The organism is Frateuria hangzhouensis, from assembly GCF_026410505.1.
In the GTDB taxonomy this organism is placed as follows: domain Bacteria; phylum Pseudomonadota; class Gammaproteobacteria; order Xanthomonadales; family Rhodanobacteraceae; genus Frateuria_A; species Frateuria_A hangzhouensis.
Window position 1 is genome coordinate 302,067 of sequence record NZ_JAPMIU010000001.1, and the last position, 23,745, is coordinate 325,811.

General features: G+C 66.4%; 20 protein-coding genes and 1 riboswitch. Of the genes, 5 read left to right on the top strand and 15 right to left on the bottom strand.

Annotated elements, in window-relative coordinates:
- Nucleotides 1–56: 56 nt before the first annotated feature.
- From galU to cmk, 8 genes are all read right to left on the bottom strand, one after another.
- Nucleotides 57–944, bottom strand: coding sequence for a UTP--glucose-1-phosphate uridylyltransferase GalU (gene galU / locus OSC30_RS01355; RefSeq protein ID WP_267170027.1), 888 nt, complete (start codon nt 942–944; stop codon nt 57–59).
- Entirely contained in the window at nt 945–2,867 is a 1,923-nt protein-coding gene (locus tag OSC30_RS01360) for a polysaccharide biosynthesis protein (protein ID WP_267170028.1), read from the bottom strand. It lies immediately after the preceding gene.
- Complete coding sequence (locus tag OSC30_RS01365) at nt 2,854–3,894, bottom strand: MraY family glycosyltransferase (RefSeq protein ID WP_267170029.1); 1,041 nt, start codon at nt 3,892–3,894, stop codon at nt 2,854–2,856. Before OSC30_RS01365 ends, OSC30_RS01360 begins: the two co-directional genes overlap by 14 nt.
- Complete coding sequence (lapB, locus tag OSC30_RS01370) at nt 3,891–5,063, bottom strand: lipopolysaccharide assembly protein LapB (RefSeq protein WP_267170030.1); 1,173 nt, start codon at nt 5,061–5,063, stop codon at nt 3,891–3,893. The genes OSC30_RS01365 and lapB overlap by 4 nt, the downstream gene beginning before the upstream one ends.
- Nucleotides 5,060–5,317, bottom strand: a complete 258-nt coding sequence (locus OSC30_RS01375) for a lipopolysaccharide assembly protein LapA domain-containing protein (RefSeq protein ID WP_267170031.1) — start codon at nt 5,315–5,317, stop codon at nt 5,060–5,062. Before OSC30_RS01375 ends, lapB begins: the two co-directional genes overlap by 4 nt.
- Nucleotides 5,318–5,485: 168 nt before the next feature.
- The gene (locus tag OSC30_RS01380; RefSeq protein ID WP_267170032.1) at nt 5,486–5,785 is read right to left on the bottom strand and encodes an integration host factor subunit beta; all 300 of its coding nucleotides are present in this window, start codon (nt 5,783–5,785) and stop codon (nt 5,486–5,488) included.
- An 85-nt stretch (nt 5,786–5,870) separates the two neighbouring features.
- A complete protein-coding gene (gene rpsA / locus OSC30_RS01385) occupies nt 5,871–7,544 on the bottom strand; it encodes a 30S ribosomal protein S1 (protein ID WP_267170033.1) in 1,674 nt (557 codons plus the stop codon).
- Nucleotides 7,545–7,733: 189 nt separating this feature from the next.
- A complete protein-coding gene (cmk, locus tag OSC30_RS01390) occupies nt 7,734–8,414 on the bottom strand; it encodes a (d)CMP kinase (RefSeq protein WP_267170034.1) in 681 nt (226 codons plus the stop codon).
- 100 nt (nt 8,415–8,514) lie between these two features.
- Between cmk and OSC30_RS01395 the strand changes: the two genes are divergently transcribed.
- From OSC30_RS01395 to ykgO, 4 genes are all read left to right on the top strand, one after another.
- Nucleotides 8,515–8,772, top strand: coding sequence for an acyl-CoA-binding protein (locus OSC30_RS01395; protein ID WP_267170035.1), 258 nt, complete (start codon nt 8,515–8,517; stop codon nt 8,770–8,772).
- A gap of 152 nt (nt 8,773–8,924) precedes the next feature.
- Entirely contained in the window at nt 8,925–10,937 is a 2,013-nt protein-coding gene (locus OSC30_RS01400; RefSeq protein ID WP_267170036.1) for an NADPH-dependent 2,4-dienoyl-CoA reductase, read from the top strand.
- Nucleotides 10,938–11,145: 208 nt separating this feature from the next.
- The gene (locus OSC30_RS01405) at nt 11,146–12,054 is read left to right on the top strand and encodes a LysR substrate-binding domain-containing protein (protein WP_267170037.1); all 909 of its coding nucleotides are present in this window, start codon (nt 11,146–11,148) and stop codon (nt 12,052–12,054) included.
- A 62-nt stretch (nt 12,055–12,116) separates the two neighbouring features.
- Complete coding sequence (gene ykgO, locus OSC30_RS01410) at nt 12,117–12,242, top strand: type B 50S ribosomal protein L36 (protein ID WP_008215056.1); 126 nt, start codon at nt 12,117–12,119, stop codon at nt 12,240–12,242.
- 152 nt (nt 12,243–12,394) lie between these two features.
- On the opposite strand, the gene greA is transcribed toward ykgO, so the two are convergent.
- Genes greA through carA form a run of 3 tightly spaced genes read right to left on the bottom strand, consistent with a single transcriptional unit; the run spans nt 12,395 to nt 17,222 of the window.
- Nucleotides 12,395–12,871 carry a transcription elongation factor GreA gene (gene greA / locus OSC30_RS01415; protein ID WP_267170038.1) on the bottom strand — a complete coding sequence of 159 codons (477 nt, stop codon included), beginning with the start codon at nt 12,869–12,871 and terminating at the stop codon, nt 12,395–12,397.
- On the bottom strand, nt 12,868–16,095 hold the full coding sequence (gene carB / locus OSC30_RS01420) for a carbamoyl-phosphate synthase large subunit (protein WP_267170039.1): 3,228 nt from the start codon (nt 16,093–16,095) through the stop codon (nt 12,868–12,870). Before carB ends, greA begins: the two co-directional genes overlap by 4 nt.
- Nucleotides 16,095–17,222: a glutamine-hydrolyzing carbamoyl-phosphate synthase small subunit gene (gene carA, locus OSC30_RS01425; RefSeq protein WP_267170040.1), complete on the bottom strand. Its 1,128-nt coding sequence runs from the start codon at nt 17,220–17,222 to the stop codon at nt 16,095–16,097. The genes carB and carA overlap by 1 nt, the downstream gene beginning before the upstream one ends.
- Before the next feature lie 211 nt (nt 17,223–17,433).
- On the opposite strand from carA, the gene OSC30_RS01430 reads away from it, so the two are divergent.
- A complete protein-coding gene (locus tag OSC30_RS01430) occupies nt 17,434–18,129 on the top strand; it encodes a 2OG-Fe(II) oxygenase (protein WP_267170041.1) in 696 nt (231 codons plus the stop codon).
- Nucleotides 18,130–18,131: 2 nt separating this feature from the next.
- On the opposite strand, the gene OSC30_RS01435 is transcribed toward OSC30_RS01430, so the two are convergent.
- The 4 genes from OSC30_RS01435 to dnaK form a co-directional block, all read right to left on the bottom strand.
- A complete protein-coding gene (locus OSC30_RS01435; protein ID WP_267170042.1) occupies nt 18,132–19,130 on the bottom strand; it encodes a sodium:calcium antiporter in 999 nt (332 codons plus the stop codon).
- Between the two features lie 94 nt (nt 19,131–19,224).
- Nucleotides 19,225–19,365, bottom strand: a riboswitch (yybP-ykoY riboswitch).
- Nucleotides 19,366–19,501: 136 nt separating this feature from the next.
- Nucleotides 19,502–20,293, bottom strand: coding sequence for a 4-hydroxy-tetrahydrodipicolinate reductase (gene dapB, locus OSC30_RS01440; protein ID WP_267170043.1), 792 nt, complete (start codon nt 20,291–20,293; stop codon nt 19,502–19,504).
- Nucleotides 20,294–20,430: 137 nt separating this feature from the next.
- A complete protein-coding gene (dnaJ, locus tag OSC30_RS01445) occupies nt 20,431–21,561 on the bottom strand; it encodes a molecular chaperone DnaJ (RefSeq protein WP_267170044.1) in 1,131 nt (376 codons plus the stop codon).
- Between the two features lie 165 nt (nt 21,562–21,726).
- Nucleotides 21,727–23,649, bottom strand: a complete 1,923-nt coding sequence (gene dnaK, locus OSC30_RS01450; RefSeq protein ID WP_267170045.1) for a molecular chaperone DnaK — start codon at nt 23,647–23,649, stop codon at nt 21,727–21,729.
- Between the last annotated feature and the right edge of the window lie 96 nt (nt 23,650–23,745).

Consider the following 23,745-nt stretch of genomic DNA (forward strand, 5'->3'; position numbering starts at 1 on the left):
GGCCAGCCAAGGGCATCGCCCGCAAGCGGGCTCCTACAGGTGGACCTTGCAGACGGTCAGAGCTGGCCGACAAACTCGCGCACGACCGGCGCGAGCTTGGGATCCTGCATGGCCATGTGCATGGTGGCCCGGACCAGGCCGGCCTTGTTGCCGCAGTCGAAGCGGGTGCCTTCGAAACGATAGGCGAGGACCTTGCCCTGTTCCGTCAGCAGCGCCTCGATGGCGTCGGTAAGCTGGATCTCGCCACCGGCTCCGGGTTCGGTCTGCTCGAGCAGCTCGAAGATGCGGCCTGGCAGCACGTAGCGGCCGACCACCGCGAGGTTGGACGGGGCATCGGCGGGTCTGGGCTTTTCGACCATGTAGCGGATGCGCGCACTGCGTGCGTCCACGGGCTCGGCATCGACGATGCCGTACTTGTCGGTCTGGTCGTGCGGCACTTCTTCCACGGCGATCACGCCGGCGTGCTCGCTCTCGGCCAGCGCCGCCATCTGCCCCAGCGCACCCTTGCGCCCTGCCCCGATCTGGCCGTTCCAGATCAAATCATCGGGCAGGATGATGCCGAACGGCTCGTCGCCGACCACCGGCTTGGCGCACAGCACGGCATGGCCCAGGCCATGGGCCTCCGGCTGCGTGACGAAGATGGCCCGCACGTTGGACGGCAGCGTGCCCTGCACCAGCGCGAGCAACTCGTCCTTGCCCTTCTCCTCCAGCTTGGCCTCGAGCTCGTAGGCCTTGTCGAAGTAGTCCGCGATGGCGTGCTTGTAGCGGTTGGTGACGAACACCAGGGTGTCCGCGCCGGCATCCACCGCTTCGTCGACCGCGTACTGGATCAGCGGCTTGTCCAGCACCGGCAGCATTTCCTTGGCCACCACCTTGGTGGCGGGCAGGAAACGCGTGCCGAGGCCGGCCACCGGGAACACCACCTTGCGCAACGGCTTGGTCACTCACTTCTCTCCTGTTTCGATGCGACCCTGTTCGACGCGTCCCGCCTCGCGGCGGATCGAGACCACGTTGTCCGGCTGCGCGGTATCGCTCCAGCGGAACGACGGCAGCAGGCTGGACACGCAGCGCCGCAACTCGTCCTCGTTGAACGCCGCGGTGGCCTCGCTGGCCTTGTTGAGCAGCGCCTGCAGCAGCTCCCAGGACACCTCGCGATGTTGCGCGAGGAAGATCTTGGCGTGCGCGGTAGCGCTGTAATTCTCGAGCTGGTGGAAGAGCTCCTCGAAAAGCTTCTCGCCGGCGCGCAGGCCGGTGTAGACGATCGGGACCTCGGTACCGGGCTTCTTGCCCGCAAGCCGGATCATCTGCTCGGCGAGGTCGCGGATCTTCACCGGCTCGCCCATGTCGAGCGCGAAGATCTCGCCGCCCTGCCCCAGGCAGGCCGCCTGCAGGATGAGCTGGCAGGCCTCCGGAATGGTCATGAAGTAGCGGGTGATTTCCGGGTGGGTGATCGTAACCGGGCCGCCGTCACGGATCTGCTGGCGGAACAGCGGCACCACCGAACCGGCCGAATCGAGCACGTTGCCGAAGCGCACCGTGATGTAGTGCGTGGCCGAGTTGGCGTTGAGATTCTGGCAGTAGATCTCGGCGACGCGCTTGCAGGCGCCCATCACACTGGTCGGATTGACCGCCTTGTCGGTGGAGATCAGCACGAAGCATTCGACATGGAATTCGTTGGCCAGGTCGGCCACCGTGCGCGTACCCAGCACGTTGTTGCGGAACGCCGCGCGCAGCTGCTTCTGCAGCATCGGCACGTGCTTGTACGCGGCTGCGTGGAACACCACCTGCGGCTTGGTCTCGGCGAAGGTCTCCTGCATCGCGATACGGTCGCCGCAATCGCACAGCACGCACTCGAGCAGCAGCTCCGGATAGTCGCTGCGCAGTTCCTTGCCGATGCGGTAGAGGTTGTATTCGCTCTGCTCGACGATGGTCAGCGATTGCGCACCCAGGCGCGCCACCTGCCGGCAGAGCTCCGAGCCGATCGAGCCGCCACCGCCGGTGATCAACACGCGGCGACCGGTAAGCGTTTCGCGGATGGCGGTCCAGTCAAGCTCGACCGCATCGCGGCCCAACAGGTCCTCGATCGCCACTTCCTTGATCTCGTTGAATTGCGCGCGGCCGGCAACCACGTCCTCGAGCCGGGGCACCGTGCGGTACGGCAGACCGGTCTGGTCGCACATCTCCACCACCCGGCGCATCTCGCCGGTGGTCGCGGCGGGCAAGGCGATCAGCAACATCTCCACCGCCGCCTCGCGCGCCAGTTCGGGCAACTGCTCGATGCAGCCGAGCACCGGATGGCCATTGATGGAAGCACCGCGCAGCCCGGCCTTGTCGTCGACGAAACCAATCACGCTGTAGCGGCCGTCATGGCGCAGGTCGCGCGAGAGCGCCTCGCCAGCGCGATCGGCGCCGACGATCAGCACCCGCTTGCACGTCCGCGCGCTGAACAGGTCCAGCCTGCTGTCTTTCCAGAACCGGTAAGCCAGGCGCGGCACGCCCAGCAGCAGGGTCAGCGCCACGGGATAGAGCAGCAGTACCGAACGCGGCACGCCTTCCATGCGCTCGTAGAGAAACAGCACCACGTAGATGGCCACGGTTCCCAGCACCGCCGCTTTGAGGATGTTCCACATGTCCGGAAGGCTGGCGAAGCGCCATACACCCTTGTACAGGCCGGTCCAAGTGAAAATGAGCCCCTGCATGGCCAGCACGATCGGAAACTCGAGCGCGTCGAAGCTGCCGTCCTGCCCGGGCGCCGTGGCATAGCGCAACGCCTTGGCGATCCACCAGGCACAACCGGCCATCGCCAAGTCGTGCGCGACCACGGCGAGGCGCGGGTGGATGAGACCGATCCATTTACGTGGCGACATGACGCTCCTTCTGCGGTACACGCCGCACGCAACGGCGCTTGATAACGATCCATGTTGCGCCCGCTGCCGTATACACGGCGGCACAGGCCGGCAATGCCATGGTGGGGTGAAGCCTTGCTATGAGTGCCGCGGGTGCGGCGACGAGCAGGTTCCAGCCCAGGTACAACGCGGCGGCGCGTTTGTGCGTGCGGCCGGATCGTACCAGCCACTGGTACAGATGCTCGCGGTGTGGAGCATACCAGCGCCTGCCGCGTAGGAAGCGGTTCAGCAACGTCAAGCTGGCATCGGCGACAAAGCTGGATCCGAGAATGAGTGCCGGCCAGAGCAACGCGGGCTGGACCCGCCACAGCATCGCGGCAAGGGCGAACAGCAACAGGCCAACGCTACCGCTACCCACGTCGCCCATGAAAATGCGCGCGGGCGGCCGGTTGTAGCACCAGAAACCCAGGCAGGCGGCCGCCACGATGAAGCCGGCGGCTGCCAGTACGGGATAGCCCGCGCTGGCGCCCAGACAGCCGAGGCCCGTCGCCATGAAGAGCCCCTGCTGTGCCAGCAGCGCATCGATGCCGTCCATGAAATTATGCAGATTGATGCTCCAGCCGCCGGCCAGCACCAGCAACGGCAGCCAGGCCCAGCTCAGGCCCGCGCCGGCAAGCAGCGCGGCGCCGAACACTCCGGTCGCCAGCAGTTGCACGCCCAGCCGGGGCCACTGCCGCAACGGCCGGTGGTCGTCCCACCAGCCAATGGCTGCCACCAGCAACAAGGCCCCCTCCAGGCTCGCGATCGTCCAGCCCGACCATGCCCCTGGCAGCGTCGACCAGACGCCCGGCAACGCGACCAGGCAAGCCAGCACGATGCCGATGCCACCGCCGCGCGGCGTGGGCAGCGTATGCGAGCGGCGCTGGCCGGGCTGATCCAGCATGCCGCGCCGGTGCGCGTAGGCGATCGCCCCGCGCGCCGCCAGCGCCGCGATCGCCAGTGCGGCCAGGCTCCATCCCAGCGCGATGATCCATTCGGCGCGGTTCACTCGTTGGCTACGCCGTGAATCGGACGGATGGTGCTCCAGCCCTTGCAGCTGGGACACTGCCAATGGTGCGCCTTGGCGCCGAACCCGCAACGGCTGCAGCGGTACATCGCCTGCCCTTCGAGCAGCTTGCGGGTAAGGTCGCGCAGGATCAGGAAATTCTCGCGCGCCTCACCCTCGATCTTGTCCATGGTCGCGTCGATCAGCGCCATCAGGCCACGCACCGAGGGCCGCTGGCGAAGCTGCGAGGTAAGGAAGTCGATGCCCGCACGCTCACCGTCGCGCTGGTGGTACAGCCGCGTCAGCGCCAGCACCGGCGAGATGCCGTGGTAGCGCGCCAGGATGTCGCGCAGGAAATGCTCGGCGCGCTCCATCTGGCCGATACGCGCGTAGCTGTTGAGCAGCGGCGGCAGGATCTCCGGCACGAAGGCGATGTCCGCGCCCACCGCGGCCTCGTACGCCGCGACCGCTTCGGCGTGCTCGCCCGCTTCCGCATGCAGCCGGCCGGTGAGCATGAAGGCGCGCACACAGTCGGCCTGGCATTCGAAGGCCTGGTGCAAGTAGTCGCGCGCTTCCGAGCGCGCGCCGTGCTGGCGGGCCTGCTCGGCCAGTTCGCAATAGAACTGGGCGATCATGGGCGACTCGTCGTCACCGGTCATGGCCTCGAGCCGACGCGCGTGGTCGATCGCCTTGTGCCAGTCGCGCTCGTGCTGGTAGATCGCCACCAGATGGCGTAACGCCGAGGGCGCGTGCGCATTCATCGCGACCAGGTCGGAAAACAGTGCCTCGGCACGGTCGAGCAGGCCGGCGCGCATGTAATCCTCGCCCAGCTCCAGCAGCGCGACCGTCTTCATCGCCTCGGTCAGGCCCGGACGCGACACCAGGTGCTGGTGCAGGCGGATCGCGCGGTCGACCTCGCCGCGGCGACGGAACAGATTGCCCAGCGCCAGGTGGGTTTCGACCGTATCGCGGTTGTACTCGGCAAGCTTGAGGAACACCTCGATCGCCTTGTCCTGCTCCTCGTTGAGCAGGTAGTTCAGGCCACGGAAATAGTCGGACGACAGTTCGCTGACTCGCATGCCGGAACGATGCACCGCCGCGCGGCGGGCCGCGAACCAACCGCTGGCGAAGGCCGCCGGCACCAGCAGAACCAGCACGTAGAGGATGCTCATGCGCGGGCCGGCGTCTTCCCGCTGGACTGGCGCGCACGGCGCAGCACGCGACGATGGCGCAGGCTCATGCCGAGCCAGGCCGTGAGTCCGCCCAGCAGCCAGCCGATCACCAGGGCGACCAGCAGACCGGCGCCCTTGGGCATCGTCAACTTGGCGAAGGCCAGGTCATAACTCACCGGATCGGCGTTGAGCGCGCCGACGACCACGCCGACGACGACGAAGAGCACGAGGATGAGCAAGGCAATCAATCGCATGGCGAAACTTTACCTGAATCGGCTTGAACCGGCACAGACCGGCACATTCGAACCGCTCTTGTTTGCGCAGACCGCTTGCGACGGCAACGCCATCCACAAAAAGGGCAGGATCGGCTCGCGCCGCCTGCCCTTCCTCAAAACACCCGGGACCAGGCCCGGTAGACCCCGTCAGGCCATTTCAGCCTGCAGTGAAAGGTTTACGCGTTCGCGCAGTTCCTTGCCCGGCTTGAAATGCGGCACGTGCTTGCCCGGCAGGGCGACCGCTTCGCCGGTCTTGGGATTGCGGCCCATGCGCGGCGGGCGATAGTGCAACGCAAAGCTGCCGAAGCCGCGGACCTCGATGCGCTCGCCCTGTGCCAGCGCGTGGCTCATCTGTTCGATCACGCTCTTGACCGCGAGCTCCACATCGCCAAACGCAAGATGGGTCTGGCGCCTGGCCAGAGCCTCGATCAGTTCGGATTTGGTCATGGGTCCCCAATGTCCGTGACGTTAAACGGCGGGGCGGCTTGGCGCCGCCCCGCTTCATGCTCAAGCCATTGTAATCCTAAAGGATTTACTCGGACTTGTTGAGCTGCTCCTTGAGCAACGCACCCAACTTGGTGGTACCGCCGGAAGCGGGGCCGTAATCGGCCATCACGTCCTGCAGATCGGCCTCGTCCTTGGCGCGGATCGAGAGCGCCAGCTGGCGACCCTTGCGGTCCATGCCGGTGAACTTGGCCTCGACCGCGTCGCCCACCTTCAGGTGCTGGGTGGCGTCGTCGATGCGCTCCTTGGCGATGTCGTTGGCGCGCAGGTAACCCTCCACGCCCTCGCCCAGGTCGATCACCGCACCCTTCGCGTCCACTTCCTTGACGGTGCCGTTGACGATCGTGCCGCGCGGATTGTTGGCCATGAACTGGCCGAACGGATCCTGCTCCATCTGCTTGATGCCGAGGGAGATGCGCTCGCGCTCCGGATCGACCGCCAGCACCACCGCCTCGATCTCGTCGCCCTTCTTGAAGTTGCGTACGAGGTCTTCGCCGGAGGCCTGCCAGGAGATGTCGGAAAGGTGCACCAGGCCGTCGATGCCGCCTTCCAGGCCGATGAAGATGCCGAAGTCGGTGATCGACTTGATCTGGCCGGACACCTTGTCGTTCTTCTTGTGCATGGCGGCGAACGCTTCCCACGGATTGGAACGCGTCTGCTTGATGCCCAGCGAGATGCGGCGACGCTCTTCATCGACGTCCAGCACCATCACTTCGGTCTCGTCGCCGACCTGCACCACCTTGGCCGGGTTGACGTTCTTGTTGGTCCAGTCCATCTCGGACACGTGGACCAGGCCCTCGACGCCCGGCTCGATCTCGACGAAGCAGCCGTAATCGGTGACGTTGGAGACCTTGCCGAAGATGCGGCTGCCGACCGGGTAGCGACGCGAAATCGCGACCCACGGATCGTCGCCCAGCTGCTTGAGGCCCAGCGACACGCGGTTGCGCTCGCGGTCGTACTTGAGCACGCGCACGTCCAGTTCGTCGCCGACGTTGACCACTTCGGACGGGTGGCGCACACGCTTCCACGCCATGTCGGTGATGTGCAGCAGGCCGTCGATGCCGCCCAGATCCACGAACGCGCCGTAGTCGGTGAGGTTCTTGACCGTACCCTTGACCACCGCGCCCTCGGTCAGGCGTTCCAGCAGCTTCTCGCGCTCCTCGGAGAACTCGGTCTCGACGACGGCGCGGCGGCTGACGACCACGTTGTTGCGCTTGCGGTCCAGCTTGATGATCTTGAACTCGAGGTCCTTGCCCTCGAGGTACACCGGATCACGCACCGGGCGCACGTCGACCAGGGAACCCGGCAGGAACGCGCGGACGTCCTTGATGTCGACGGTGAAGCCGCCCTTGACCTTGCCGGAAATCTTGCCGGTGATGGTCTCTTCCTTGTCGAAAGCCGCCTCGAGGTCGTCCCACACCATCGAGCGCTTGGCCTTCTCGCGGGAGAGCTTGGTCTCGCCGAAGCCGTCTTCCAGGGCGTCGAGGGCAACCTTCACCTCGTCGCCTACCTGCACCTCCAGCGTGCCCTCTTCGTCCTTGAACTGCTCGATCGGGACGATGCCTTCGCTCTTGAGGCCGGCGTTGATCACGACGACGTCGTTGCGGATTTCCACAACGATGCCGGTGACGATGGCACCCGGCTTCAGCTTGGCGATGGCCTGCTGGCTCTGTTCAAACAGCTCGGCAAAACTTTCAGTCATGTTGATTCCAGAAATGGGAAAAGGCCACAAGCCCCTTGTGCGCGCCGTCGGATTGATATGCGCACGAGCTAACCGGCCCACCGGTTGTGGGTGTCGCAGAAAACGCGCCCTTTGACGGACCGCCCTGTCGGCACCGTTGAACCAAAACCTCCGCCGCGGCGGAGGCGCCTTTAGCCGCGTGCAGCCTTATCAGGGCCGCACGACGGCAAATACTTTCGCGACCACGGTGTCGATGGGCATGCCGGTGGTATCCACCAGAACAGCATCGTCGGCCGGGCGAAGCGGGGCGACGGTACGCGACGCGTCGCGCTCGTCACGCGCCTCGATCTCGCGCTGAAGGGCGCCAAGTGTAACGTTCAGACCCTTTTCCTTCAACTGCTTATAGCGCCTTTTCGCCCTTTCGGCGGCGCTGGCGGTGAGGAACACCTTGAACGGGGCGTCGGGGAAGATCACCGTACCCATGTCGCGCCCGTCGGCCACCAGGCCCGGAGCCTTGCGGAAACCCAGTTGGAGGTCCACCAGGGCCTGGCGCACCGACGGAATCGAGGCAATCGCCGAGGCCGCCGCGCCAGCGGTTTCGGTGCGCAGTTCGTCCGTGGCGTCGTGGCCATTGACGATCACCCGGGTTTCGCCGTCGTCGGCCGCGGCCTGAAACCGGATCCGCGTCGATTGCGCACAGCGGGTGACCGCGTCGGCGTCGGACAGGTCCAGCCCTTCGGCGCCCGCGGCATAGCCGACCGCCCGGTACAACGCGCCCGAATCGAGCAGTCGCCAGCCCAGATGTTCGGCGACCAGGCGGCTGATGGTGCCCTTGCCCGACCCGGACGGTCCGTCGATGGTGAGGACTGGGACCGGCTGCGTGGGGCTCATGGGACTCCGGGGAATGCGGCAAAAGCCCATGTTAACGCGTTGACCACCCCCATGGCGCGTGCTATCCAGTCGCGCACCGCCTTGCCGTTCCTTTCCCGACATGACCGATCTTCGCAGCGAGTTCGACGAGGCCGCCGAGGACGTCAAGCGGCTCGGCAGCCGACCGGACAACGACACGCTGCTCAAGCTTTATGCCCTGTACAAGCAGGGTTCCAGGGGCGACATCCAGACCCATCCGCCGGGCTTCTTCGACTTCGTCGGAACGGCCAAGCACGAGGCGTGGGCGCAGTTGTCCGGCATGCCGCGGGATGAGGCGATGCGCCGTTACATTTCGCTGGTGCGACAACTTCTCGCCTGAGCCCGCAGGGGGGCTTCGACCCACCAAAGCCCTGCTTCCTGGCATCACCCGAAAGGTGGCTGAAGGCCCGCCCTTCGCCCGCGCCGCGGTCGTGGCTTGCTTTCGGTGCGTCCACCCGGCACATTCATACGATCGTTTGAATGGACGCCGGCATGCATTACCCGCACCTGTTCGCTCCGTTGGACCTTGGCCACGTCAGCCTGCCCAACCGCATCCTGATGGGTTCCATGCATACCGGCTTGGAGGACCGCGCGGCCGACTACGACAAGCTCGCGGCCTACTTCGCCGAGCGCGCCCGCGGCGGCGTCGGATTGATGGTGACCGGTGGCATCGCTCCCAGCATCGAGGGCTGGCTCAAGCCGTTCGGCGGGCGCCTGTCGATGCCCTGGCACGTCGCCCGGCACCGAAAAGTGACCCGCGCAGTGCATGCCGAAGGCGGCAGGATCTGCCTGCAGATCCTGCACGCGGGACGCTATGGCTATCACCCGCTGTCGGTGGCGCCCTCGAAGCTCAAGTCGCCGATCACTCCGTTTACCCCGCGCGCTCTTTCCGCCCGCGGCGTGGAACGGACCATCGGCGACTTCGTGCACTGCGCCCGGCTGGCCCGCGAGGCAGGCTACGACGGCGTCGAGGTGATGGGTTCGGAAGGCTACCTGATCAACCAGTTCCTCGCCGCGCGCACCAACCAGCGCGACGACGCCTGGGGCGGCGATCCCGCCCGCCGCATGCGTTTTGCGGTCGAGATCGTGCGGCGCATGCGCGCGGCGGTCGGGCGCGACTTCATCATCATCTATCGCTTGTCCATGCTGGAACTGGTCGAGGGTGGCCAGTCCTGGGACGAGATCGTGGCGCTAGCCAAGGCGATCGAGACGGCCGGCGCCAGCATCATCAACACCGGTATCGGCTGGCACGAAGCGCGCGTGCCGACCATCGTCACCTCGGTACCACGCGCCGGGTTTGCCTGGGTCACGCAAAGGCTCAGGCGCGAGGTCAGCCTGCCACTGGTGGCGACCAACCGGATCAACATGCCGGAAGTGGCCGAACGCGTGCTGGTCACCGGCGAGGCGGACATGGTCTCGATGGCCCGCCCGTTGCTGGCCGATCCGGCCTGGGCCACCAAGGCCCGCAGCGGACGCGGTGCCGCCATCAACACCTGCATCGCCTGCAACCAGGCCTGTCTGGATCATGTCTTCCAGAACAGGCGCGCCAGTTGCCTGGTCAATCCGCGCGCCTGCCATGAAACAGAACTGGTGGTTGCGCCAGCCGCGCAGCCCCGGCGCATCGCCGTGGTCGGCGCCGGACCGGCAGGACTGGCCTGCGCCACCACCCTGGCCGAACGTGGGCACGCGGTGGCGTTGTTCGAACAGGCGAGCGACATCGGCGGCCAGTTCAATGTCGCCAAGCGCATCCCGGGCAAGGAAGAGTTCTACGAAACGCTGCGCTACTACCGCCACCGCCTGTCCGAGCTCGGCGTGGAAGTGCGGCTGAACTGCCGCGCCGATAGGGACACGCTGCGCGGCTTCGACGAGGTGGTCGTGGCGACCGGGGTGACGCCGCGCCAGGTGCACTTCCCCGGGAGCGACGACCCACGCATCCTGGGTTACCTGGACGTGCTCGCCCACGACCGCCCGGTAGGCGCGCGGGTGGCGATCGTCGGCGCTGGCGGCATCGGTTTCGACGTGGCGGAGTTTCTCGTCGAACAACCGCCCTCCCCTACGCTGGACGCGGTGCGCTGGGCGCAGGCATGGGGCGTGGATCGCACCCTCGCCGCCCGCGGCGGCCTGGTTGCACCGGCACCCGAGCCACCCGCACGGCAGATCTGGCTGTTGCAGCGCAGCGACGGCCGCCCCGGCGCGCGCCTCAACAAGACCACCGGCTGGGTCCATCGGGCCACGCTCAAGGCCAAACGGGTACAGATGCTCGGCAGCGTGCAATACCAGCGTTTCGATGATGCCGGCCTGCATATCCTGCAGGATGGGCAGCCGCGGATGCTGCCGGTGGACAACGTGGTGATCTGCGCCGGACAGGAACCCGCCCGCGGCCTGGTCGACCAGCTGCGCCAGGCCGGCCTGCAGCCGCACGTCATCGGCGGTGCCGACGTGGCCGCCGAACTCGATGCGAAACGGGCGATCGCGCAGGGTACGCGGCTGGCCGCGTCTTTGTAGGGGCGAGCAAAAAGAAAGCGCCCCGCGAACGACGCGTCGGTACCGGCTCTGGGGGGGAGGACCGGTGCCGCGGGGATAGCGTCGCTGCGGGGCGAGGGTCACCGCCACCTGGGGGGAGGGGGAAGGTGGCGGGACAAGGCAAACGATACGCTCGTCACAAATACCCTTCCAATATATATTTGGCTGCCGACTTATTCGTGTTTCGACTATGTTTGACTTTCGCCAGCTCCGCTATTTCGTGGCCGTGGCCGAGGAGCTGAGCTTCACCCGCGCCGCCCAGCGGCTGCATATCTCGCAGCCACCGCTGTCCCAGCAGATCCAGGCGCTGGAACAGGACCTGGGCGCCCGGCTGTTCGACCGCGACAAGCGCAACGTGGCGCTGACCGAACCCGGGCGCATCCTGCTCGAACAGGCGCGGCAGATCCTGGCCAAGGCGGAAGAAACCCGCGGCCATGTCAGCGATGCGGCAGCCGGCTTCAGCGGCGTGCTGCGGCTGGCCTACACCATCTCGGTCACCTTCCATCGCGCGCTGCCGCAGACACTGTTGCGGTTCCGTCAATACGCGCCCAAGGTACGCATGCAACTGCACGAGATGTACAGCGAGCCACAGTTCGCCGCGTTGCGCGCCGACCAGATCGACGTTGGCTTCGTGCGCGACGAACCGCGCCATCCGTCGGACGCCCAGGCGTTGCGCATGGATGTGGTCGATTACGAACCGCTGGTGCTGGCAGTGCCTTGCGGCCATCCGCTGGCTGGACAGGACAGCGTGCAGTTCGGCGAACTGGCCAACGAAGTGTTCGTGAGTCAGCCGCGCGAACTGGCCGCAACCCTGTACGATCGGCTGGTGCAGCTGGGCGCGAAGGCAGGCTTCCATCCGTTGATCGGCCAGCAGGCGCAACAGATCAATGGTCTGCTCGCACTGGTCGCCGCGGGCGTCGGTCTGGCGCTGGTGCCGGTCAGCATGCGCGTGGTGCAACTGGGCGGCGTCAGCTATGTGTCGCTGGAGGATCCGGACGCCTACCTGCTGCTCGCGGTCGCCAGCCGCAAGGACAACCCTTCGCCGGTGCTGGCCAGGTTCCTGCAGACCATCAAGGACGTCGAGCATCTGGACTTGTGAAGTCCCCTGGCACGGGCTAGAATTGGCGGCTTGAATTTTCCGATTTGTTCCAGGAGCTGGCCGTGAAGGTGCTTTCCTCTTTGAAGTCCGCCAAGCAGCGGCACCGTGACTGCAAGGTCGTGCGCCGTCGCGGCAAGGTCTTCGTGATCTGCAAGAGCAACCCGCGTTTCAAGGCGCGCCAGCGCTAAACCGCTCGGGTTCGACGCAAAAAGGCCGCTTGATGCGGCCTTTTTTGTTGCCTGCGTTTCGGGCCGGATACCCCGCGTAGGGTGGGCTTCAGCCCACCGCGCCCGGAGCCGGCAAGGTGGGCTGAAGCCAACCCTGCCCCGCCCATGACGGCTTACTCGTAGCGCACGCCGGTGATCTCGTAGTGCTTGACGCCGTTGGGAGCCGTGAACTCGAAGCTGTCACCCTCGCTCTTGCCGATCAGCGCGCGGGCGATCGGCGAAGACACCGCAATCAGCCGCTGCTTGATGTCGGCTTCCAGGTCGCCCACGATCTGGTAGGTCACCGGTTCGCCGGAATCCTCGTCCTCCAGGTCCACGGTGGCGCCGAACACCACCTTGCTGCCGGCGCCGAGCCGGGACACATCGATCACCTCGGCGGTCGACAAGGTACCCTCCAGCTCGCCGATGCGCCCTTCAACGAAGCTCTGCTGCTCGCGCGCGGCATGGTATTCGGCGTTTTCTTTCAGATCGCCATGGGCGCGTGCCTCGGCGATGGCCGCGATGATGCGCGGGCGCTCGACGGATTTCAGGCGCTCCAGTTCGGCGCGCAGGCGCTCCGAACCGGCTTTGGTCATGGGGGCGCGGCTCATGCGCTCAGCTCCTTGTGCAGTTCCTGCAGGCTATGCACGTCGTCTTCGCCATGGAAATCGAGCGAATGGACGAGCGCGCGCGCGCCGGCGACGGTGGTGGAATAGGTGACGCGTTGCTGCAACGCCTCGCGCCGGATCGAGAACGAGTCGGCAATGGCCTGCTTGCCCTCGGTAGTGTTGACGATATAGACGATCTCGCCGTTCTTGATCAGGTCGACGATGTGCGGCCGGCCCTCGAGCACCTTGTTGATGCGCTCGCACGGCACGCCGTGTTCGGCGAGGAAAGCCGCGGTGCCTCCGGTCGCGACCAGGCTGAAGCCGCGTGCCAGGATTTCCTTCGCCACCGGCAGCAGCCGCTCCTTGTCGGCATCGCGCACGGAGAGGAATACCTTGCCGGCGTTTGGCGTCCGGATGCCGGCCGCCTCGTGGCCACGCGCGAAAGCCGCGCCAAACTGGCGGCCCACACCCATCACCTCACCGGTGGAGCGCATTTCCGGGCCCAGGATCGGGTCGACATTCTGGAACTTCAGGAACGGGAAGATCGCTTCCTTGACCGAGAAATAGCCCGGGATGATCTCCCGCGTGGCGCCCTGCCCTGCCAGGCTGCGGCCGGCCATGCAACGGGCGGCGATCTTGGCCAGCGGCATGCCGGTCGCCTTGGAGACGAACGGCACCGTGCGCGAGGCGCGCGGGTTCACTTCCAGGATGTAGACGGTGTCGCCCTGGATCGCGAACTGAGTGTTCATCAGGCCGACGACCTTTAGCTCCTTGGCCATCGCGGCGGCCTGGCGGCGCAGCTCGTCCTGGATGCCGGGCGAGAGCGAATACGGCGGCAGCGAGCAGGACGAGTCGCCCGAATGCACGCCGGCCTCTTCGATGTGCTCCATGATGCCGCCGACCAATACGTTGCCCTCGGCGTCGGCGATGACGTCCACGTCCACCTCGACCGCGTGGTCGAGGAAGCGGTCCAGCAGCACCGGCGAATCATTGGAAACCTGCACCGCCTCGCGGATGTAGCGCGACAGGTCCGCGTCGTCATAGACCACTTCCATCGCGCGGCCGCCCAGCACGTAGCTCGGGCGTACCACCAGCGGATAACCGATCTCGCGCGCCAGCGCCAGCGCCTCGTCAGCGTTGCGCGCGGTGCGGTTGGGCGGCTGGCGCAGGCCCAGCTTGTGGATCATCTGCTGGAAGCGCTCGCGGTCTTCGGCCAGGTCGATGGAGTCGGGCGAAGTGCCGATTACCGGCACGCCGGCGGCCTCCAGCGCGCGCGCCAGCTTGAGCGGCGTCTGGCCACCGTACTGCACGATCACGCCCTTGGGCTTTTCCAGATCCACGATCTCCAGCACGTCCTCGAGCGTCAGCGGCTCGAAGTACAGGCGGTCGGAGGTGTCGTAGTCGGTAGAAACGGTTTCCGGATTGCAGTTGACCATGATGGTCTCGAAGCCGTCTTCGCGCAGCGCCAGCGCCGCGTGCACGCAGCAATAATCGAACTCGATGCCCTGGCCGATGCGATTGGGACCGCCGCCCAACACTACGATCTTCTCGCGATCGGATGGGTTGGCCTCGCACTCTTCCTCGTAGGTCGAGTACATGTAGGCCGTACTGGTGGCGAACTCGGCCGCGCAGGAGTCCACGCGCTTGTACACCGGCCGCACGCCCAGCGTATGGCGCAGGTGGCGCACGGCCGCCTCGTCGGTGTTGAGCAGTTGGGCGATGCGTGCGTCGGCGAAGCCCATGCGCTTCAACTCGCGCATGCGTGGCGCATTGAGCGCGGTCATGCCCTGCCCCTTGACCTCCTTCTCGGTCAGGACGATGTCCTCGAAGGCGGCCAGGAACCAGGGATCGATGCGGCTGCAGTCGTAGATTTCTTCCAGCGCAATCCCCGCCCGGAAGGCATCGGCCACGTAGAACACACGCTCGGGGCGCGGCTCGCGCAACTCGCGCCGCACCCTGGCCAGACCCTCGGCGCTGGCCAGGTCGAGCCCGGTGGGGTTCAAGCCGGTCTTGCCGATCTCCAGTCCGCGCAGCGCCTTCTGCAGCGATTCGTGGAAGGTGCGGCCCATGGCCATCACCTCGCCCACCGACTTCATCTGCGTGGTCAGGCGAGCGTCGGCCGAAGGGAACTTCTCGAAGGCGAAGCGCGGGATCTTGGTGACCACGTAGTCGATGGTCGGTTCGAACGACGCCGGCGTAAGACCGCCGGTGATGTCGTTCTTGAGCTCGTCCAGCGTGTAGCCCACGGCCAGCTTGGCCGCGACCTTGGCGATCGGGAAACCCGTCGCCTTGGAGGCCAGTGCCGAGGAGCGCGACACGCGCGGGTTCATCTCGATCACCACCACGCGCCCGTCCTCGGCGTTGATGCCGAACTGCACGTTGGAGCCGCCGGTGTCCACGCCGATCTTGCGCAGCACGGCCAGGCTGGCGTCGCGCAGGCGCTGGTATTCCTTGTCGGTGAGCGTCTGCGCCGGCGCCACGGTGATGGAATCGCCGGTATGCACGCCCATCGGATCGAGGTTCTCGATCGAGCAGACGATGATGCAGTTGTCCGCATGATCGCGGACCACTTCCATCTCGAATTCCTTCCAGCCCAGCACCGATTCCTCAACCAGCACCTCATGCACTGGCGAGAGCTCGAGGCCGCGCTTGACGATCTCCTCGAATTCCTCGACGTTGTAGGCGATGCCGCCGCCGGAGCCGCCGAGCGTGAAGCTAGGGCGGATGATGGTCGGAAAGCCGACCCGCGCCTGAATCTCGACCGCCTGCTCGTAGCTCCTGGCCACTTCGGCCTTCGGGCAGTCCAGGCCGATCTCGGCCATCGCCTGCTTGAACAGCTCGCGGTCCTCGGCCATGCGGATCGCGTCACGCGAGGCGCCGATCAGCTCCACGCCGTGCTTGTCCAGCACGCCATGGTCGGCCAGGTCCAGCGCGCAGTTGAGCGCGGTCTGGCCGCCCATCGTCGGCAGCACCGCGTCGGGCTTTTCCTTGGCGATGATGCGCTCGACCGTCTGCCAGTTGATCGGCTCGATGTAGACCGCGTCGGCCATTTCCGGGTCGGTCATGATGGTGGCCGGGTTGGAGTTGACCAGGATCACCCGGTACCCCTCTTCCCGCAGTGCCTTGCACGCCTGCGCGCCGGAGTAGTCGAACTCGCAGGCCTGGCCGATCACGATCGGGCCGGCGCCGATGATCAGCACGCTCTTGATGTCGGTACGCTTGGGCATTAGCGGGCCTCCTGCATGAGCTGCGCGAAGCGCGCGAAGAGATAGCCGACGTCATGCGGGCCGGGCGCCGCTTCCGGATGGCCCTGGAAGCAGAACGCCGGGCGGTCGGTGAGCGCGAAGCCCTGCAGCGAACCGTCGAACAGCGAAGTATGGGTGACGCGCACGTTGGCCGGCAGTGTGGCCGGATCCACCGCGAAGCCGTGGTTCTGGCTGGTGATCAGCACGCGGCCGTCGTCGTGGTCCTTCACCGGATGGTTGGCGCCGTGGTGGCCGAACTTCATCTTGACCGTCTTGCCGCCCAGCGCCAGGCCCATCAACTGGTGACCCAGGCAGATGCCGAACAGCGGAATCTTCGCATCGAGGAAGCTGCGCGTGGCGGCGATGGCGTAATCGCAGGCGGCCGGGTCGCCCGGGCCGTTCGACAGGAACACGCCGTCGGGCTTCATCGCCAGCACGTCGGCGGCGGGCGTCTGCGCCGGTACCACGGTGATGTCGCAGCCGTGGCTGGCCAACAGACGCAGGATGTTGAGCTTGGTGCCGTAGTCGTAGGCAACCACCTTGTAGCGCGTGCCCGGCTCCGTGAAGGCGGCCGCGTCCAGGTTGTACACGCCTTCGGTCCAGCGATACGGCTCGCGCACGCTGACCACCTTGGCCAGGTCCATGCCATTCAGGCCCGGGAAAGCGCGCGCCTTGGCCAGCGCGTCGTCGGCGTTGACCTGCTCGCCGGCCACGATACAGCCGTTCAGCGCGCCCTTGTCGCGCAGGATGCGGGTCAACCGGCGGGTGTCGATGCCGGCGATCGCCACGATGTTCTGGCGCGCCAGGTAATCGGGCAGGCTTTCGGTGCTGCGCCAGTTGCTCGGCCGGCGCGGCACGTCGCGCACGATCAGGCCGGCAGCCTGCACGCGGGTCGACTCGGCATCTGCCGGGTTGACGCCGGTGCTGCCGACGTGGGGGTACGTGAGGGTCACGATCTGGCGGGCGTAGGAGGGATCGGTGAGGATCTCCTGGTAGCCCGTCATCGCCGTATTGAAAACCACCTCGCCGACGGTTTCGCCAGTCGCGCCCACGGCATGGCCGTGGAACACGCTGCCATCTTCGAGGGCAAGCAGAGCGGGAATGGGCATTGGGGGCCGCCTTTAGGTGCAGCAAGGTCCGCAAGCCGCTGCAAGCAGGCTTGTGGACCTTGGGTCGGAAGAAGTCTCGGGCGGGACGCAATGATAGGCGTGGGCCGCAAATCTGTCCACAGCGCGAATGCGTGAACCAGACGCCCAGGTGGGCGTCTGGGCGCCGCCGGCACGCGCTAGACTGAGCGGTATCCCGTTCGACAAGTCGTCCATGAACGCTACCGTACTGCTCGATCCCGCCCGCCTGGACCGCCCGGATACCGATGTGCGGCAGGAGCCCTTCCCGTTCCTGATCGCCCACGGCCAGTTGCCCAACGATGCGCGCAACGCATTGGAGCGCGACTTTCCGCGCTACACCAGCGCCGGCTTCTTTCCCTACGACCCGACCGATTGCGGCCCATCGATCAACACGCTGGTCGCCGACCTGACCGCGCCGGCGTTTGCCCGTACGATCGGCGAACGCCTTGGCATCGAGGATCTGGGCCAGTACCCGACTCTGGTGACGCTCTGCCGCCACCTCAACAAGCGCCACGGCACGATCCATACCGACAGCAAGTCCAAGGTCGCCACCGCGCTGCTCTACCTCAACCTGCAGTGGCCCGACACCAGCAACGGCTGCCTGCGCTTCCTGCGCCGCATCGACGACATCGACGATCTGGTTGCGCCGGAACTCACGCCCCTGTACGGCGAGTTCGCCGTCTTCAAGCGCTGCGAGAACTCCTTCCACGGCCACCTGCCCTTCGAGGGCGAGCGGCGGGTGATCCAGGTCGCCTGGCTGACCAGCGAGGAGGAAAAGCTGCGCAAGACGCGCCGCGGCAAGTTCTCGCGCAGCTTCAAGAAGCTCGTCGGCGCGCTGGATCGCAAGTTCGGCGCCGGCCGCGATCGCAACGCCGCGCACCGGGACTGACGTCAGGCCAGGTGCCAGGCCACGAACGCGGCAAACACGGCGTACAGCAGGCCCACTGGCATCAGCCAGCGCGCGTTGACGTGGCCGCGCTGGAACAACCACCACAGGTAGCCGACCGCCACGGTGGTGAGCACGCCGGCCACGATCAACGGCGTGTCGAACAGCCACGGGGTGAAGAACAACGCCAGCGAGCTGGGGATGGTGGCCTGGATCATCATGGCGCCGGAGATGTTTGCCAACGCCAGGCGCTCCTTGCCCTGGCGCACCCAGATCAGTGCGTTGACGGTTTCCGGCAATTCGGTCGCCACCGGGCTGAGCACCAGCGCCACCACGTGCGCCGACAGGCCGAGCGCCAGCCCGATCACTTCGATCTGGGTCACGAAAATCCGTGAGGCCACGGCAATCACCACCAGCGCCAGACCGCTCTGCGCGATGACCCGCCACATGGCCGGGTCGACCGACCGCGGCTGAAACTTCAGCGGCTCCAGCTCCTCCTCTTCCGGCGCCGTCTCGCCGCCCTTCAGTTCACGCCACACGTACAGACCATAGGCGGCGACGAACAGCACGCCCAGCCACGGTTTGAGCGCAAACGCCACCAGGCCGAGCGCGCATTTGACCACGAAGATCGACAGGAACCAGCGCTGGTCGCGCGCGAGCCGCGCGTTGTCCACTTTGACCACTGCATTGGGACGCTGCAGCCTATGCCGGTTGCACCACAGCGCGATGCCGACCACCGCATAGGCGATGGTGCCCAGCACCAGCGGCCCGCCCAGGGCCGCGCCGACGCCAATACCGCGCTGTTCGGGCGTGTCTCCGAACACCACGGCGATGAACGTCACCGCGCTCTCCGGCAGTGCCGTGCCGAATGCGGCCAATACAGTGCCGGTGGCGGTGGCATCGAGCCGGCATTTGCGACCCAGCCATTCGATGCCATTGACGAAATACTCGCAGGCCGCGTAGATCGCGCCGGCGGAGAGCAGGAACCACAACGTGGTGAGCATCAATGCTTATCCGGCCGGGCGAGCGAATACCAATGGCACGACGATGCGGCCCGCCCGGCGAGGGTTCGAGCGCATCGTGGCCAAAGGTCTCGCCGGGCACGCACGCCGCGTTTCGGCGGTGCGGCCATCCACGCCATGGAGCGGTGGCTCCAAGTCTGTTGACGCGGATTCCTCGGGGAACGAAGGCAAATGGTGGCTTCGCGGGTGAGGATGGCTACTCCCCAATGACAATCGATACATGGTATCGGTGGGACACACGTCGAACAAGCCGCACCGCCAGGAAGCCCATCGCCCGCATGTCATCCGGGCACGTAGGGCGGGCTTCAGCCCACCTGCGCCTTCCCGCAGGGCGATGGTGGGCTGAAGCCCACCTACGCCACTCGCGAGGCAAGCATCGACTGCAGATCATAAGCACCGGGCGGTTGGTCACGCAGCCAGTGCGCCGCTTCGATCGCACCACGGGCGAAGATGCTGCGATCGGTGGCCCGATGGCCGAGTTCCACGCGCTCGCCGGCGCCGATCAACAACGCGGCGTGCTCTCCCACGATGTCGCCACCACGCACTACCGCAAAGCCAATGCTGCCGCTGCGACGCGCGCCTTCGCGGGCGCCGCCGACACCGTCCCGCGCGAGCGTGGTGCCGCGGGCCGAAGCCGCAGCCTGGCCCAGCGAAAGCGCCGTGCCCGAGGGCGCGTCGACCTTGCGGCTGTGGTGGGCCTCGACGATCTCCAGGTCCCAATCCGGCAGTGCAGCGGCGGCCTGGCGAAGCAACTGGGTGAGTAGCGCCACCCCGAGGCTGAAGTTGCTGGCATGCATCAGCGGGATGCGCGATGCCGCTTCCGCCGCGCGCGCCTCAAGCGAGGCATCCACACCGGTCGTGCCGCTGACCAGCGCAACGCCGTGGCCGGTGCAGTAGTCCAACGCGGAAGCCAACCCAGCCGGACCGCTGAAGTCGATCACCACGTCGAGCGGCTCCTGCGGCCAGTCTGCGCCCAGGTGCGGCGTGGCGCTGTCGTGCCAGGCACGCTCGCCCAGCTGCGATGAGCCCGGGGCGGTGAGCGCCGCAACCAGCTCGAAGCGGGCATCCTCGCGCAACAGGTCGAGCAGCACGCGCCCCATGCGGCCGGTGGCACCGTTGACGGCGAGGCGTAGCGGTCGGGTCATCGCGGGGTCCGGATGTTTCGAAGCACGTAGCGTAACCGGGAGGTCGAGCGCGCGCATGCCGGACTGCTTTACTCCTTCTCTCCGGGGAAAGTGAGCCGGTGCGCGGTGGGACCATCACCCTTACGAGGTGACCTGCCCTACGAAGTGACGCGGGAAAGGAAATCCTTGACGCCGTCGACCCAGCTCTTGGCACGCGGCGTATGCGCGTCCGGCTCGCCTTCGGCGAAGGTGGCTTCGAGCTTCTCCAGCAGCTCGCGCTGCTCGCGGGTCAGCCGTACCGGGGTTTCCACCGCCACGCGGCAGATCAGGTCACCGACGCGCCCGGAGCGGACCGACTTCACGCCCCGCCCGCGCAGGCGGAAGGTCTGGCCGGTCTGGGTTTCCGGCGGAATGGCGACCGCCACTTCGCCGTCCAGCGTCGGCACCTTGAGTTCGGCGCCCAGCGCCGCCTGGGCGAAACGGATGGGGACTTCGCAGTGCAGGTCGTTGCCGTCGCGCTGGAAGATCGCATGTTCGCGAACGCGCACGTCCACGTAGAGATCGCCCGCTTCGGCGCCGCCGGGGCCGGCCTCGCCCTGCCCGGAAAGGCGGATCCGATCGCCGTTGTCCACGCCGGCCGGGATCTGCACCGACAGCGCGCGCGTTTCCTCGAGCAGGCCTTCGCCACGGCATTCCTTGCACGGCTTCTCGATGGTCTGGCCGCTGCCGCCGCAGTGAGGGCAGGCCTGCTGGATCGAGAAGATGCCGTTCTGCATGCGCACGCGGCCATGGCCGTGGCAGGTCCTGCATTGCGTGGTCTTGCCGTCGGCCGAACCGGAGCCGTTGCAGTGATGGCAATTGACCTGGGTGGGGATCTCGATCGCCTTTTCGACGCCGAACACCGCCTCTTCCAGATCTAGCTCCATCACATAGCGAAGGTCCGAGCCGCGGCGCGCACGCGCGCGGCCGCCACCCATGCCGAAGATGTCCCCGAAGATGTCCCCGAAGATGTCGCCCATGTCGCCGAAACCGCCGCGACCGCCCATGCCGCCTTCGAAGGCGGCGTGGCCGTGCTGGTCGTACATGGCGCGCTTCTGCGCATCGGCCAGGACCTCGTAGGCCTCCTTGGCCTCCTTGAATTTCTCCTGCGCGGAGGGATCGTCCGGGCAGCGGTCCGGGTGGTATTTCATCGCCAGGCGGCGGAAGGATTTCTTCAGCTCGACTTCGGTGACGCTGCGCTCGACACCCAGCACCTCGTAATAATCGCGCTTGCCCGTTGCTGCATTCATGACTTCAAAAAACCCCTGCTCGATACCTGGTTCTGTTGGCTCCAGATACAGAACCCCAAAAAAGTGTCTGACGTGGGCGCTGCGTCGCTACCCACACTCGACAAACAGCCCGCGCGACATGATAGCCGGCGCGGGCTGCCCTTCTGCGTCACCGGCGGCCGATGATTACTTCTTCTCGTCCTTGACCTCGGTGAACTCGGCATCGACCACGTCGTCGGGTTGCGCCGAGCCGCCGCCCGGTGCGGCCTGCGGACCAGCCTCGGGGCCGGCGCCGCCGCCCTGGGCCGCGGCATGGAGCGCCTGCGCGACCTGCTCGAGCTTTTCCATCTTGGCTTCGATCTGCGCCTTGTCGTCGCCGTCCTTGACCTTCTCCAGCTCCGACAGCGCCTCTTCGATGCCACCGATCTCCGCACCGACCTTGCCGCCGTGCTCCTTCAGCGCGCTGCGGGTGGCGTGTACCAACTGGTCGGCCTTGTTGCGGGTGGCGACCAGTTCATGGAACTTCTTGTCTTCTTCCTTGTTCGCCTCGGCATCGGCGACCATCCGCTGGATTTCGTCCTCGGACAGGCCCGAGCCGGCCTTGATCTCGATCTTCTGTTCCTTGCCGGTCTTCTTGTCCTTGGCCGACACGTGCAGGATGCCGTTGGCGTCGATGTCGAAGGTGACTTCGATCTGCGGCATGCCGCGCGGCGCGGCATCGATGCCGGACAGGTCGAAGCGGCCCAGCGACTTGTTGGCGCTGGCACGCTCGCGCTCACCCTGCAGTACGTGCACGGTCACTGCGGTCTGGTTGTCGTCGGCAGTGGAGAAGGTCTGCGCGGCCTTGGTCGGCACGGTGGTGTTCTTCTCGATCAGCTTGGTCATCACGCCGCCCATCGTCTCGATGCCGAGCGACAGCGGGGTGACGTCCAGCAGCAGCACGTCCTTGACCGAACCACCCAGCACGCCGCCCTGGATCGCCGCGCCCACGGCGACGGCTTCGTCCGGGTTGACGTCCTTGCGCGGCTCCTTGCCGAAGAAGTCCTTGACCGACTCCTGCACCTTGGGCATGCGGGTCTGGCCGCCGACCAGGATCACCTCGTTGATGTCCGACACGCGCAGGCCGGCGTCGTTGAGCGCGGTGCGGCACGGCTCGATGGTGCGCTTGACCAGGTCTTCCACCAGCGCCTCGAGCTTGGCGCGGGTCAGCTTGATGTTCAGATGCTTGGGACCGGAGGCATCGGCGGTCACGTACGGCAGGTTCACATCGGTCTGGTGCGAGGAGGATAGCTCGATCTTGGCGCGCTCGGCCGCGTCCTTCAGTCGCTGCAGCGCCAGCGGGTCCTTGCGCAGGTCGATGCCCTGCTCCTTGTTGAACTCATCGACCAGGTAGTCGATGACGCGCATGTCGAAGTCCTCGCCACCGAGGAAGGTGTCGCCGTTGGTGGCCAGCACCTCGAACTGCTTCTCGCCGTCGACTTCGGCGATCTCGATGATCGACACGTCGAACGTGCCGCCACCCAGGTCGTAGACCGCGATCTTGCGGTCGCCGCCCTTCTTGTCCAGGCCGTAGGCCAGCGCCGCCGCGGTCGGCTCGTTGATGATGCGCTTGACCTCCAGGCCAGCGATCTTGCCCGCATCCTTGGTGGCCTGGCGCTGGCTGTCGTTGAAGTAAGCAGGCACCGTGATGACGGCCTCGGTGACCGGCTCGCCAAGGTAATCCTCGGCGGTCTTCTTCATCTTCATCAGCACCTTGGCGGAGATTTCCTGCGGCGCCATCTTCTTGCCGTCGGAGGTCTGCACCCAGGCGTCGCCATTGTCATGGGCGACGATGCCGTAAGGCACGATGTGCAGGTCCTTCTGGACCTCGGCATCGGTGAACTTGCGGCCGATCAGGCGCTTGACCGCGTAGAAGGTGTTCTTGGGGTTGGTCACGCTCTGGCGCTTGGCCGGCGCGCCCACGAGGACTTCGTTGTCCTTGCTGAAGGCGACGATGGAAGGCGTCGTGCGATCGCCCTCGGCGTTCTCGATCACCTTCGCGCTGCTGCCGTCCATGACGGCCACGCAGGAGTTGGTGGTACCCAGGTCAATGCCGATGATCTTGCCCATAATGCTCAGCTCCAATGCTTTCGGGCGGCCCCCGCGGCCGCGATGGTTTTTCAGATGGTGGCCCGCCTGCGACGATTCAATGCCGTGGGCCCTAGG

What these genes read in the sequence shown, in the direction of transcription:
- OSC30_RS01395 (WP_267170035.1), top strand. Translation starts at nt 8,515, where the DNA reads ATGACCGATCTTCGCAGCGAGTTCGACGAGGCCGCCGAGGACGTCAAG.
- dnaJ (WP_267170044.1), bottom strand. Translation starts at nt 21,561, where the DNA reads ATGAATGCAGCAACGGGCAAGCGCGATTATTACGAGGTGCTGGGTGTC.
- OSC30_RS01380 (WP_267170032.1), bottom strand. Translation starts at nt 5,785, where the DNA reads ATGACCAAATCCGAACTGATCGAGGCTCTGGCCAGGCGCCAGACCCAT.
- greA (WP_267170038.1), bottom strand. Translation starts at nt 12,871, where the DNA reads ATGAGCCGCGCCCCCATGACCAAAGCCGGTTCGGAGCGCCTGCGCGCC.
- OSC30_RS01405 (WP_267170037.1), top strand. Translation starts at nt 11,146, where the DNA reads ATGTTTGACTTTCGCCAGCTCCGCTATTTCGTGGCCGTGGCCGAGGAG.
- dapB (WP_267170043.1), bottom strand. Translation starts at nt 20,293, where the DNA reads ATGACCCGACCGCTACGCCTCGCCGTCAACGGTGCCACCGGCCGCATG.
- carB (WP_267170039.1), bottom strand. Translation starts at nt 16,095, where the DNA reads ATGCCCAAGCGTACCGACATCAAGAGCGTGCTGATCATCGGCGCCGGC.
- OSC30_RS01435 (WP_267170042.1), bottom strand. Translation starts at nt 19,130, where the DNA reads ATGCTCACCACGTTGTGGTTCCTGCTCTCCGCCGGCGCGATCTACGCG.
- rpsA (WP_267170033.1), bottom strand. Translation starts at nt 7,544, where the DNA reads ATGACTGAAAGTTTTGCCGAGCTGTTTGAACAGAGCCAGCAGGCCATC.
- OSC30_RS01430 (WP_267170041.1), top strand. Translation starts at nt 17,434, where the DNA reads ATGAACGCTACCGTACTGCTCGATCCCGCCCGCCTGGACCGCCCGGAT.
- carA (WP_267170040.1), bottom strand. Translation starts at nt 17,222, where the DNA reads ATGCCCATTCCCGCTCTGCTTGCCCTCGAAGATGGCAGCGTGTTCCAC.
- OSC30_RS01360 (WP_267170028.1), bottom strand. Translation starts at nt 2,867, where the DNA reads ATGTCGCCACGTAAATGGATCGGTCTCATCCACCCGCGCCTCGCCGTG.
- OSC30_RS01400 (WP_267170036.1), top strand. Translation starts at nt 8,925, where the DNA reads ATGCATTACCCGCACCTGTTCGCTCCGTTGGACCTTGGCCACGTCAGC.
- lapB (WP_267170030.1), bottom strand. Translation starts at nt 5,063, where the DNA reads ATGAGCATCCTCTACGTGCTGGTTCTGCTGGTGCCGGCGGCCTTCGCC.
- OSC30_RS01375 (WP_267170031.1), bottom strand. Translation starts at nt 5,317, where the DNA reads ATGCGATTGATTGCCTTGCTCATCCTCGTGCTCTTCGTCGTCGTCGGC.
- cmk (WP_267170034.1), bottom strand. Translation starts at nt 8,414, where the DNA reads ATGAGCCCCACGCAGCCGGTCCCAGTCCTCACCATCGACGGACCGTCC.
- dnaK (WP_267170045.1), bottom strand. Translation starts at nt 23,649, where the DNA reads ATGGGCAAGATCATCGGCATTGACCTGGGTACCACCAACTCCTGCGTG.